Here is an 11,606-nt window from a genome sequence, read left to right on the forward strand (position 1 = left end):
ACGCATGCACTCATGGCAGCATGCTCAGATTCCACTAAAACAAATTCGCCATCAATATAGCCATTATCTTTAAACGAACCATAATTTTGCACAATGGGCGTTGATGGGGTGATAGGATAGGCTGCGATGACATCAATTTGAGCCTGTCTTAAAGCGTTAGAGCTAGCGGTATTGCCATCCCACACTTCTATCTCTTGTAGTTCAATACTTCTTGCCATATTTTTTCCTTATGATTTTTTCTTTTCTTGTTTTTGCGGCCATTGAGTGAGGGCGGTAGCAGGCTCAATTTGTTCTTCAAACATCCATAGCGATTTAGGGTTGGTGGGGCAGACATCCACGCACACGCCACAGCCTTTACAATGAGAATAATCCACGCCTTTTAACTTGCCCTCTCTTGAAAGAATAGCAGCGTCTGGGCAATAAACCCAACAATTAAAGCAGTTGATGCAAATATTATTGTTATGCACAGGCTTAGCCACGCGCCAATGAGCCACTGAAGTGGTGAAGTAGCTTTGCTCGGTGTAATGGCGCTCATCATTGTGTTTTTCCATTTCGCTTTGTGCGTTTTTTTCAAAAGGGAAGAGCACCGCTCCCATTTCAAATTCGTTCCAATCTTTCATCTTTGTTCCTTAAATGTTATTGAACTTCTTCATAAGCTCTTTGGATAGCGAGCATGTTAGCGTCAATGACTTCTTGCGTGAGCTTTTTGCCTAAAACTTTCTTAAAAGCTTCTTTAAAAGCCTCGATTTCAAGCATGCCAGACACTTTCATTAACGCTCCTAGCATGGGCGTGTTAGGGATGGGGCGTTTTAAGGTTTCCATAGAGATTTTTAAACAATCCACTAAAAACACCTTACGGGTTTTTAATTCAGGTTTTTTTTCAAACAATTCTTCTTTGTTAAGATAGCTGGTGATGATATAGGTCGTGTCTTCTTTTTCATTAGCGAAGATGTTTTCAATGAAAACCAAACCCGGATCAATCACCAGCACATAATCAGGCTGCATGAAGCGTTCGTGGTTTAAAATAGGCTCATCATCAATGCGGTTATAAGCCATCATAGCAGCCCCCCTTTTAGCTGAACCATAGGAAGAGAACGCTTGCACTTCTTTGCCTGTTTTTGAAATCACATCGGCCAGCCCTTTAGCGCCAGTGATTGCGCCTTGACCCGCTCGTGCATGCCATCTAATTTGAAACATGGTAATATGTCTCCTTAATATCGTATAAAATAAATTGAATTTAGCCTAAACATTATACAAGAAAAACTATTAATGTGTCTTATAACAATATCTTTTTAGGAATTTTTATAGGAAAATGGGGGCATACTTACAAGAATTATGGCTATTTTATGGCTATTTATTCTAAAAAGATAGGCGTTCTTAATCAAAATCACTAATATTTATTTTAAACTTTGTTATTATTTAGGGTGTGATTTGATTTTAGTCTGTATGGGGCAAGTGTGGAGCAGGATAACATAAGGAATTGGGGTATGAATAAAACAAATAAAACAATGGTTAAAATATTGATGGGCATGGCGTTATTATCATCGCTTCAAGCCACAGAGGCAGAGCTTGATGAAAAATCAAAAAAACCTAAATTTGCGGACAGGAATACGTTTTATTTAGGGGTTGGGTATCAACTTAGCGCGATCAACACATCTTTTAGCACCGAGTCTGTGGATAAATCGTATTTTATGACCGGCAATGGCTTTGGTGTGGTGTTAGGGGGGAAATTTGTGGCTAAAACGCAAGCTGTAGAGCATGTGGGTTTTCGTTACGGGTTGTTTTATGATCAGACCTTTTCTTCTCACAAATCCTATATTTCTACCTATGGTTTAGAATTTAGCGGTTTGTGGGACGCTTTCAATTCGCCAAAGATGTTTTTAGGGTTAGAGTTTGGCGTAGGTATCGCTGGGGCGACTTACATGCCAGGAGGGGCTATGCATGGGATTATCGCTCAAAATTTAGGCAAAGAAAATTCGCTTTTCCAATTGCTTGTGAAAGTGGGTTTTCGTTTTGGCTTTTTCCACAATGAAATCACTTTCGGGTTGAAATTCCCTTTCATTCCTAACAAAAGAACTGAAATCGTTGATGGCTTGAGCGTGACTACTTTATGGCACCGCTTACCGGTAGCTTATTTCAATTATATCTATAATTTTTAGATATAGTTATTTAGAGGTTTTAGATTTGACAAAATCAATCAACTCTCTTGTGTCTATGGTTAGGGTTAAGAATTGCTGATAAGTGGTGATCCACTTGCCCCCTTTCCCATACAAATGATACCCATCGCCCCCACCTAAAAAGTTAAAAAACGCATCCGCTCGCACGCTCACCCATTTATTTTTATAAACATAATAAAGCCCTATCATGTCAAAATTAGGGGCTCTATACCATGGCAACCCGGTATAAAGGGATTGGCCATAAGTGGCATAAAAGTGCATTTGGGGTTTGTTGGAAAAATAGTATCTGTTAAAAATCCCAAAGCCCTTGTATTGCGCTTGAGCGTAAAATTCCCCCCCAAAGCTGTTATAAAATCGGGCGTTTTTACACTCGCTAGCGTAACGCACGCAATAATGGGTTTGAGACGACTGCGTGCCAAAGGTCATAAAAATATTGTCCATATAAGGCATGAGGTTTTTAAAATCCGCTTTAAGATAAGCGTGGTAATAGACCCTGTCTAAAATAGTAGGGTTAGAGTATTTCCCTATTTCTCCGCCTTGTGGGTTATTTTTTTGACTGAAATAGGGGTAGCCATTAGGCCATTGTGGGGTTGCATCGCCTGGTTTTAAGTAGGAATTTCCGCCATAAGGGTAGTTATCTCCCATGCTATGAGAGCTAGCGTTATGAAAAATGACAAGCTGTCCCCCTAAACCTAAATACCCTTTAAGAAACTGAAATTCTGAAGAAACAAAATACAAGAATTGATCAAAATCATAATTTTTCTTTTTGGGCTGGTTGTTCCAATTGCGCCCCCCATACCAATCCACAACGCCCTCAAACCACCCATTCCACCAGCGATTAGGATCATAAGCCGGTTTGAATTGGAACGCTCCTCCCCTAAAAGTAGGGTCTATAAACCAAAAAAGTTTTTTAAAAGCGCTTAAAGGGTAATGCCCTATTTGATAGCTTCGCGGCACAATGCCTAAAAAAAATCTCAAATTTTTCCCTATGTATTGGTAATACATCGTAACCCCCCATGAATAAGGGAAATAACTATAATGCGTGTGTAAATTTTGAATGAACCACGCTCCAAACATCAAGGCCTGTCTTTTGTCTAATTGGACGCCAATTTGAGGCATGAGACGACCTTGCATTTTGGTTAGGCTATTCCAATAGGGGTTGTTATTTGGGGCCACTAAATTGAAATTAAAGCTCATAAACTTCAAGTCATAGACAAAACTAGCCGCTTTCATTAAGGGTGGTGTTAAAAAACCTGAAAACAACAACGCATAAAGAGATTTTTTTAAGAAAATCAAATCAGAATTCAGCCCCTTTCATCATCTTTTAAAATTGAAGCATTTAAAATAGCGGCACTTTTAAAGACAAGACACGATTTTAAATTAATTTTCATTAAAAACAACATAAAAACCAAAAACAGAACCCTTTCAAGTTCTGTTTTTTTTTTTTNTTTTTTTTTTTTGGATAAAATGGCTTTAAAAAAGGACGTTTAATTTTTATGACTTCAGCTTCAAGCCATTCTTTTAAAGAACAAGATTTTCATATCCCTATCGTCCCTATCGCTTTTGCTTTTGATAAGAATTACCTCATTCCTGCGGGCGCGTGCATTTATTCCTTGCTAGAAAGCATTGCTAAAGCCAATAAAAAAATCCGTTACACCCTACACGCTTTAGTGGTAGGCTTGAATGAAGAAGATAGAGCAAAGCTCCACCAAATCGCAGAGCCTTTTAAGGAATTTGCTGTTTTAGAAGTGAAAGATATTGAACCTTTTTTAGACACCATCCCTAACCCTTTTGATGAGGATTTCACTAAGCGTTTTTCTAAAATGGTGTTAGTGAAGTATTTTTTGGCGGATTTGTTCCCCAAATATTCCAAAATGGTGTGGAGCGATGTGGATGTCATCTTTTGTAATGAATTTAGTGCTGATTTCTTAAACATTAAAGAAAATGATGAGAATTATTTTCATGGGGTTTTAGAAGTTGGAAAGCACCACATGATGGAAGGGTTTTTGTTTTGTAATTTAGATTACCAGCGCAAGAAAAATTTCACCTTAAGAATGCATGATCTTTTAAAGGGGAATGAGGCTACAGAAGAATTGGATTTTACGAAATGGTGTTGGCCCAATATGAAAGCTTTAGGGATTGAGTATTGCGTTTTCCCCTATTATTACACTATTAAAGATTTTTCTAACGCGTATTTGAACGAGAATTACAAGAAAACCATTTTAGAGGCGCTCCAAAACCCTATAATTATCCACTATGACGCTTGGTGGGGAGCGGTGAAGCCTTGGGATTACCCTTTTGGTTTAAAAGCGGATTTGTGGCTAAACGCTTTGGCTAAAACCCCATTTATGAGCGATTACACTCAAAAAATGCACACCAATGAGAGCTTTTACACCACAAAAATGGCTCAACAATATTATTTTTCTTCAATAAAGTCTTCAAAAGAAATTCTTTTTAAGGCTCCGTATTTGTTTTTCAAATCGTATTTGTTTGTTGTGTTTAAAGAAAGGAAAATCCATTCAAGAGTTTTTGAATTAACTGGTGGTTTGGTGAAAAAATTTTTCAATAAGCTTATTTATTTTGGGTTTTTTATGCCTAAAGCGTTAGCTAAAAAGGTGGTCAGTAAAACCCTTAAAATTCTAGGGCTTCATGGGATTGTTAAAAAAATCCTAATCCAACTCAAGCTTTTAAAAAAGAGCTAAAGCCAAAGCCTTTAATCAAACGATTTTTTCATATCAATCACATAGCGGAATTTCGCTTTCCCATGGGTTAGGTTGTGATAAGCGGTGTCAATATCCTTGCCTAAAATCAAATCGATTTCAGGGTAAATATTGTGTTTAATAGAAAAATCCATCATTTCTTGGGTTTCTTTAATGCCCCCAATCAATGAGCCATAAACCTTGCGATTGCCTAAATGGATAAAATCAAAAACGCTGAGCACTGGAGCAACTTCTACAGGAGGGAGTCCCACAAGGGCTAATTCGCCACTATAAGTTAAGAGCTTGAGGTAGTCTTTTAAATCGTAATGGGTAGGAATGGTTGAAATGATAAAATCCAATTCTTCTTTGCATTGTTTGGGGTCCGTGTAGAAATGTTTGACCCCCATATTTAAAGCGTCTTGTTTTTTGTGATCGTTTCTTGCAAAAACGCTCACTTCAGCCCCCATAGCCACAGCGTATTTGACCGCCATGCTTCCTAGCCCGCCAAACCCAGCGACGCCCACTTTTGTGCCTTTAGTAACCTTAGAAAATTTTAAGGGCGAATAAGTGGTGATGCCCGCACAAAGCAAGGGGGCTACTTTTTCTAAAGGAGCGTTTTTACCCACGCTAATCACATAGTTTTCATCCACGACAATATTATTAGAGTATCCGCCCATGTGGGGTTCGTTGCCATGGAAAGAATCCAAACAATCATAAGTGAATACCACTTTGGCACAAAATTGCTCTTGGTGTTCTTTACAGGGCTTACACGCCTTGCATGAATTGACAAAACAGCCCACGCCCACCACATCGCCAACCTTAAATTTCTTAACTTCCTTACCCGCTTCTTTGATGACCCCAGCAATTTCATGCCCAGGAATCATAGGATAGATGCCTTCTTTCCATTCGCTATAAGCGCTATGAATATCGCTATGGCAAATCCCTGCATAAAGAATGTCAATCAACACATCTTTAGGGCCTACAGCATGGCGGCTGAAATCATGAGGTTTGAAATGCCCGTCTTTAGAAAAAATAGCAAAACCTTTAGATGGAACTCTCATAAAAACTCCTTGTTTCATTAAAATACCGCTATTGTATCGTTTTTATGGTTTGCTTATGTTTCTATAGGTTTAACTAATTTTATAACTGTTGGTTATATGGTATCGTTGTTTGGCGCGTTCAAACACACCCCTTGTATAAGCCGCTTCTATCTTAACGCTGCTATATCTTATCATGCAGTAAATAATTCTCTAACGCAATGCCTGCCCCATCAAGTCCCGGAGTCTTTTTCAGCACGACATGCACAGGGATAGAAGCGAGAAACGCCCCCATGCGCCCTTTCGTTTCAAAACGCGCTCTAAAGGGCGAAGTTTTAAAATAATCAATGAATCGAGGGATAATCCCCCCACACAAATACACGCCCCCTCTAGCCCCCAAAGTGAGAGCCACATCAGCAGCGAGCGTGCCTAGCATGGAGCAAAAAGTGTCCAAGGTCAATCGGCATATAGGGTAATCCCCATTCAAAGCGCGTTCGCTAATGATTTGTGGGGTTAATTCAGCCTTGCTTAACTTCGCCACTTTTTCTAAGCCTTTGCGTTTAGACAAGGCTTCATAAATCAACACCAGACCGCTCCCGCTCAAAAACCTTTCCGCGCTCACATGGTTGAATTTAGAACGGGCGTATTGCCACACTAAAATTTCTAAATCATCAAAAGGGGCAAAGCTCACATGCCCTCCTTCGCCGGGCAAGACTTTTAAAGAGCCATCGCTGTTTTGGATAAGAGTGCTTACCCCAAGCCCGGTTCCTGGTCCTAAAATCGCTTTAGGAGCGTTGATTTCGCACTTAATCCCGCCTATTTGAGCCAGATCGTTTTCTTGCATCGCGCTAATGGCATAGGCTTGCGCGACAAAATCATTGATGACAAGCAATTTTTTTAAACTCAAACATTGCCGTGTCGTTTCAATAGAAAAAGTCCAGTGGTTGTTAGTCATTTGGACAAAATCCCCCATAATGGGCGTAGCCACAGCAAAAGAGCCATAAATAGGGTGCAGTTTAAGGCTTTCTTTGCATTTAGAAAGATAAAACCGCACCGCATCGCTCAAACTTTCAAAATCTTCGCACCGCAAGACTTCAATGCATTCAATCTGTCGTGGGGCGACTTCCAAACCAAAGCGTGCGTTCGTGCCGCCAATATCGGCTAATAGTCTTGGGTAAGTTTCAGTTTTTGGCATAAAACACCTCCGTGGTAACTTTTTGAGAATGTAAAATCCTAGCGATCGGCAGAGAATAGGGAGCGTTTTCTTTTAAAGCTTTTTCTAAAACTCCCCTTTTTTGCGCTCCGCTAACGCTTAAGAAAAGTTTTTCGCAATTTTCTAAAGCGTTAATAGACATGCTCAGGCGTTCATAAGGAGCGTTAGCTGGCTTAGTTAGGACGATATTTTCTTTTTCTTCGTTTAAAAAAGCACTCGTTTCAGGAAAAAGGCTAGCCGTATGCCCGTCAGTCCCCATGCCTAAAATGGCTAAATGGGGCTGTTTGAAATGCTGGTTAGCGAAATTAAAAAGCGCGTTTGTATCGCTAGAAATCTTTTCAGGCAAAAGCGGGATGAAAGAAGCTTTTAGGGCGTTATTTTGCAATAAGTAATCGTGTAACAATTTGGTGTTGCTATCATTGTGGCTTGTGTCTATGATGCGTTCATCCACCAAACTGACTAAACACTCATGCCATTTGAGATCCAAAACGCTCAATTTTTGCAACAAACTAATGGGCGAACGGCCCCCAGAAAAAGCGATAGAAACTTGATGGTGCTTTTTTAAGGCGGTGTTAAAAAATTCTTTAAAACGCTCTATTAAAGCCTTGTGGCAATCTTTCAAATTTTCAAATTCAAACAATTGATAACCCATAAAATCCCTTTTATTGATAGAGTGGTTTTAAAAATTCGGATTCGTTTAGATCATGGCTTTCATAGGAATATAAGGGCGTGGCGTTATTCATAAAACCTTCTATGAGCGTGTCAATAAAAACCCATGACGCTTCTAATTCCAACTGGTGGGCGAAATTATTGTGGTTGTTTTGTATCGCATCATAGAGCAATTTGGCGTAGGGCTGTAAAAATTCCTGTTTGTGATGGGTTTCTAAAATAAGGGGGTTTTGATGATCTTGTAGGGTGAGGGTGATTTTATCTTGAGAGAGGAAAAATTCTAGCGTATTGACTGCATTGAAATGGATTTTCACGCTCGCTTGATTGCGGGGCATTTTTTTAGCGTGCTTAAGGTAGAAAGGCACGCCTTTAAATTTAGGCGTATCCAAAAAGGCTTTAATAGCGACAAAAGTCTCTGTTTGGCTCTCTTTATGGACCTTATTTTCATCTCTATAGCCTTGATATTGGGCCCGAATAACCTGTTTTTTAAAGTCTTTAGGAGGTTGTAAGGTTTTTAAAACTTTGATTTTTTCTTTCCTCAAATCCTTTAAATCCTTGGGTAAATCTGTAGCGATAAGGGATAAAACTTGCAAGAGATGGTTTTGAACCATATCCCTTAAGGCCCCAATTTTATCGTAAAATTCGCCCCTTTCTTCCACCCCCAAAGTCTCATACACGCAGATTTCAACCGCGCTGATTTGATCCCATAAAATGTTTAAGATAGGGTTATTTCGGCGCAATTCAAGGATATTTTGAACGCCCTTTTTCCCTAAATAATGATCGATTCTAAAGATTTGCTCTTCTTTAAAAAAAGCGCTAATGCTTTGGAAAATCTCTTTACAAGTCTTTAGATCATGCCCTAAAGGCTTTTCTAAAATCAAGCGTGCATTAGCGTGATTGAGCGCGTTTTGGGCCAAATTTTGAGCGGTCGTTGCAAAAAAACTAGGGGAGATGGAAAAGTAGAAAATCAAGGGTTTATTTTTTGTAGCGATTTTACTCAATTCTTCAAAGTCTTTAGGGTTATCCAAACGAACGCAAACATAACTGATATGGGCTAAAAATTCCCTACCCTTTTCTCTTGAATGCAGTTGTGTTTTTTCACAAAGAAACGCTAAAAATTCTTCATTGGATAGTTCCTTACGCCCCGATGCGATAATTTTAGAATCTTTTTTAAAACCATAATGGGTATAAATTTCATAGAGCGAAACAAAGAGCTTCCGCATGGCTAAATCCCCAGTCGCGCCAAAAAGAACCAGATCAAAATCTAACATCAATAACCCTTTTAGAGTGTTTTTGAGTTATTATTATATATTAAATCTTAATTAAAGGGGTGTTCATGCCTAAGCATTCTTTAGAACAAATCAAAGAAAAAATTACAGAGCGTAGCAAAAAAACCAGAGAGCTTTATTTAGAAAATATCTTTAACCCTAAAAACCAGCCCAAGATTGAGAGCTTGGGTTGCGCGAATATCGCGCATGTTACAGCGAGCATGCCAGAGCATTTAAAAATGCCTTTAGGTTCGCATAAAAGAAAGCATTTTGCGATTATCACGGCCTATAATGACATGCTTTCAGCCCACCAGCCTTTTAAAAATTACCCTGATTGGATTAAAAAAGAGTTGCAAGAGCATAACGCTTATGCGAGTGTCGCTAGTGGGGTGCCAGCGATGTGTGATGGTATCACGCAGGGTTATGATGGCATGGAATTGAGTTTATTCAGCAGAGATGTGATCGCTTTAAGCACCGCCGTGGGATTAAGCCATAATGTTTTTGACGGGGCGTTTTTTTTGGGCGTGTGCGATAAAATCGTGCCAGGCTTGCTCATAGGAGCGTTAAGCTTTGGGAATTTAGCGAGCGTGTTTGTGCCAAGCGGGCCTATGGTGAGCGGGATAGAAAACTATCAAAAAGCCAAAGCGCGCCAAGATTTTGCAATGGGAAAGATCAACAGAGAAGAGCTTTTAAAAGTGGAAATGCAAAGCTATCATGATGTGGGCACTTGCACTTTTTATGGCACGGCTAATTCTAATCAAATGATGATGGAGTTTATGGGGTTGCATGTAGCTAATTCTAGCTTTATCAACCCTAACAACCCCTTACGGAAGGTTTTAGTAGAAGAGAGCGCTAAAAGATTAGCGAGCGGGAAAGTCCTACCCTTAGCCAAACTCATTGATGAAAAAAGCATTCTTAACGCTCTCATAGGCTTAATGGCAACCGGAGGTTCCACTAACCACACTTTACATTTGATCGCTATCGCTAGATCTTGCGGGATTATCCTTAATTGGGATGATTTTGACGCTGTTTCTGATCTCATACCTCTTTTAGCTAAAGTCTATCCTAACGGATCGGCGGATGTGAACGCTTTTGAAGCGTGTGGGGGATTAGCGTTTGTGATCAAAGAATTGTTAAAAGAGGGGCTTTTATTTGAAGACACTCATACGATTATGGATACAGAAACGCAACAAGGCATGCGAAATTACACCAAAACCCCCTTTTTAGAAAACGACCAATTGGTGTATAAAGACGCTGTTAATCATAGCCTGAATACGGATATTTTACGCCCTGTTAGCGAGCCTTTTGCCGCTAATGGGGGGCTTAAAATCTTAAAGGGTAATTTAGGGCGGGCTGTGATTAAAATCTCAGCCATTAAAGATGAGCACAGGAAAGTTAAAGCCAGAGCGATTGTTTTTAAAACCCAAAGCGAATTTTTAGAACGCTTTAAAAATAAAGAATTAGAAAGGGACTTTGTGGCGGTCTTGCCTTTCCAAGGGCCTAAGTCTAACGGCATGCCAGAATTGCACAAACTCACCACGAATTTAGGGGCTTTGCAGGATATGGGCTATAAGGTTGCGCTGGTTACGGATGGGCGCATGAGCGGGGCGAGTGGGAAAGTGCCTAGCGCGATCCATTTAAGCCCTGAGGGAGCGTTGAATGGGGCGATCATTAAGATTAAAGATGGCGATTGGATAGAATTAGACGCTCCTAATAACGCCCTGAATGTGCTTGAAAAGGATTTTGAAGATAGAGGCATCAACCCCTTGTTTTTAGAAACCTTAGAAAATTTAGAAAAGCCTACTTTTGGGCTGGGTAGGGAATTGTTTACAAGCTTGAGATTGAATGCCAATACCGCTGAAGAGGGCGGCATGAGTTTTGGCATAAAAATATAAAGGAAATAAAATGCAAGATAAAACAATAGAGGTTTTACAAATTAGCCCCATTGTCCCTGTGGTGGTGATTGAAAATATAAAAGACGCTGTGCCTTTAGCGCAAAGCCTGATAGAGGGGGGTATTCCAATCATAGAAGTTACTTTGCGCTCCAGTTGCGCTTTAGAGGCCATAGAGCTTATCGCTAAGAATGTGCCAAAAATGCGCGTGGGCGCTGGCACGATTTTAAATCCCGCTCAATTAGAGCAAGCTCAAAATAGGGGGGCAGAGTTTTTGATTAGCCCGGGCCTTACGATAAAGCTTTTAGAATACGCCAAGAAAAAAGACATGCCCCTAATACCCGGGGTTTCTAGCAGTAGTGAAGTCATGCAAGCCTTAGAATTGGGCTATAGCGCTTTAAAATTTTTCCCGGCAGAGTATTGCGGGGGCGTTAAACTTTTAAACGCTTTTAATGGCCCTTTTAAAGGGGTGAAATTTTGCCCTACTGGGGGGATTAGCGCAGATAACATGCGTTCTTATTTGGATTTAGAAAATGTTTTGTGCGTGGGGGGGAGTTGGCTTACCCCTAAAAATTTGATTCAAAACAAAGAGTGGGATAAAATCACAGAAATTTGTAAGCGAGCGTTAGCTTTAACATAACAAAAAGATCA

11 protein-coding genes and 1 pseudogene are annotated in these 11,606 nt (G+C 39.9%); 4 read left to right on the forward strand and 8 right to left on the reverse strand.

Annotated elements, in window-relative coordinates; translation table 11 throughout:
* The 3 genes and pseudogenes from DV63_RS0209140 to DV63_RS11825 all read right to left on the reverse strand — a co-directional run.
* A pseudogene (locus tag DV63_RS0209140) lies at window positions 1-218 on the reverse strand (2-oxoacid:ferredoxin oxidoreductase subunit alpha); the annotation flags it as partial.
* A 9-nt stretch (window positions 219-227) separates the two neighbouring features.
* On the reverse strand, window positions 228-620 hold the full coding sequence (locus DV63_RS11820; RefSeq protein WP_000656174.1) for a 4Fe-4S dicluster-binding protein: 393 nt from the start codon (window positions 618-620) through the stop codon (window positions 228-230).
* A gap of 16 nt (window positions 621-636) precedes the next feature.
* Window positions 637-1,197, reverse strand: a complete 561-nt coding sequence (locus DV63_RS11825) for a pyruvate flavodoxin oxidoreductase subunit gamma (RefSeq protein ID WP_000486477.1) — start codon at window positions 1,195-1,197, stop codon at window positions 637-639.
* A 290-nt stretch (window positions 1,198-1,487) separates the two neighbouring features.
* Between DV63_RS11825 and DV63_RS11830 the strand changes: the two genes are divergently transcribed.
* Window positions 1,488-2,159 (forward strand): outer membrane protein, encoded by a 672-nt coding sequence (locus DV63_RS11830; protein ID WP_017179798.1) that lies wholly within the window; start codon window positions 1,488-1,490, stop codon window positions 2,157-2,159.
* 6 nt (window positions 2,160-2,165) lie between these two features.
* On the opposite strand, the gene DV63_RS11835 is transcribed toward DV63_RS11830, so the two are convergent.
* On the reverse strand, window positions 2,166-3,473 hold the full coding sequence (locus tag DV63_RS11835; protein WP_000576588.1) for a hypothetical protein: 1,308 nt from the start codon (window positions 3,471-3,473) through the stop codon (window positions 2,166-2,168).
* A gap of 200 nt (window positions 3,474-3,673) precedes the next feature.
* Here DV63_RS11835 and DV63_RS11840 point away from each other — a divergent pair, with 200 nt between their 5' ends.
* Window positions 3,674-4,879 carry a glycosyltransferase family 8 protein gene (locus DV63_RS11840; RefSeq protein ID WP_000199755.1) on the forward strand — a complete coding sequence of 402 codons (1,206 nt, stop codon included), beginning with the start codon at window positions 3,674-3,676 and terminating at the stop codon, window positions 4,877-4,879.
* A gap of 11 nt (window positions 4,880-4,890) precedes the next feature.
* Here the strand turns inward: DV63_RS11840 and DV63_RS11845 are convergent, their stop codons facing one another.
* From DV63_RS11845 to DV63_RS11860, 4 genes are all read right to left on the reverse strand, one after another.
* Entirely contained in the window at window positions 4,891-5,937 is a 1,047-nt protein-coding gene (locus tag DV63_RS11845; RefSeq protein WP_001265747.1) for an NAD(P)-dependent alcohol dehydrogenase, read from the reverse strand.
* Between the two features lie 160 nt (window positions 5,938-6,097).
* On the reverse strand, window positions 6,098-7,108 hold the full coding sequence (locus DV63_RS11850; protein WP_001126884.1) for a glucokinase: 1,011 nt from the start codon (window positions 7,106-7,108) through the stop codon (window positions 6,098-6,100).
* Entirely contained in the window at window positions 7,095-7,778 is a 684-nt protein-coding gene (gene pgl, locus DV63_RS11855; protein ID WP_000542205.1) for a 6-phosphogluconolactonase, read from the reverse strand. The genes DV63_RS11850 and pgl overlap by 14 nt, the downstream gene beginning before the upstream one ends.
* A 10-nt stretch (window positions 7,779-7,788) precedes the next feature.
* On the reverse strand, window positions 7,789-9,066 hold the full coding sequence (locus DV63_RS11860) for a glucose-6-phosphate dehydrogenase (protein ID WP_000883556.1): 1,278 nt from the start codon (window positions 9,064-9,066) through the stop codon (window positions 7,789-7,791).
* A gap of 65 nt (window positions 9,067-9,131) precedes the next feature.
* Here DV63_RS11860 and edd point away from each other — a divergent pair, with 65 nt between their 5' ends.
* Window positions 9,132-10,958, forward strand: coding sequence for a phosphogluconate dehydratase (gene edd, locus DV63_RS11865; protein WP_001124085.1), 1,827 nt, complete (start codon window positions 9,132-9,134; stop codon window positions 10,956-10,958).
* A 10-nt stretch (window positions 10,959-10,968) separates the two neighbouring features.
* The gene (locus DV63_RS11870; protein WP_001153026.1) at window positions 10,969-11,595 is read left to right on the forward strand and encodes a bifunctional 4-hydroxy-2-oxoglutarate aldolase/2-dehydro-3-deoxy-phosphogluconate aldolase; all 627 of its coding nucleotides are present in this window, start codon (window positions 10,969-10,971) and stop codon (window positions 11,593-11,595) included.
* Window positions 11,596-11,606 lie beyond the last annotated feature (11 nt).

The sequence above is a fragment of the Helicobacter pylori FD535 genome (assembly GCF_000296015.2).
Lineage (GTDB): Bacteria > Campylobacterota > Campylobacteria > Campylobacterales > Helicobacteraceae > Helicobacter > Helicobacter pylori_CT.

What these genes read in the sequence shown, in the direction of transcription:
- DV63_RS11820 (WP_000656174.1), bottom strand. Translation starts at nt 620, where the DNA reads ATGAAAGATTGGAACGAATTTGAAATGGGAGCGGTGCTCTTCCCTTTT.
- DV63_RS11825 (WP_000486477.1), bottom strand. Translation starts at nt 1,197, where the DNA reads ATGTTTCAAATTAGATGGCATGCACGAGCGGGTCAAGGCGCAATCACT.
- DV63_RS11830 (WP_017179798.1), top strand. Translation starts at nt 1,488, where the DNA reads ATGAATAAAACAAATAAAACAATGGTTAAAATATTGATGGGCATGGCG.
- DV63_RS11840 (WP_000199755.1), top strand. Translation starts at nt 3,674, where the DNA reads ATGACTTCAGCTTCAAGCCATTCTTTTAAAGAACAAGATTTTCATATC.
- DV63_RS11845 (WP_001265747.1), bottom strand. Translation starts at nt 5,937, where the DNA reads ATGAGAGTTCCATCTAAAGGTTTTGCTATTTTTTCTAAAGACGGGCAT.
- DV63_RS11850 (WP_001126884.1), bottom strand. Translation starts at nt 7,108, where the DNA reads ATGCCAAAAACTGAAACTTACCCAAGACTATTAGCCGATATTGGCGGC.
- pgl (WP_000542205.1), bottom strand. Translation starts at nt 7,778, where the DNA reads ATGGGTTATCAATTGTTTGAATTTGAAAATTTGAAAGATTGCCACAAG.
- DV63_RS11860 (WP_000883556.1), bottom strand. Translation starts at nt 9,066, where the DNA reads ATGTTAGATTTTGATCTGGTTCTTTTTGGCGCGACTGGGGATTTAGCC.
- edd (WP_001124085.1), top strand. Translation starts at nt 9,132, where the DNA reads ATGCCTAAGCATTCTTTAGAACAAATCAAAGAAAAAATTACAGAGCGT.
- DV63_RS11870 (WP_001153026.1), top strand. Translation starts at nt 10,969, where the DNA reads ATGCAAGATAAAACAATAGAGGTTTTACAAATTAGCCCCATTGTCCCT.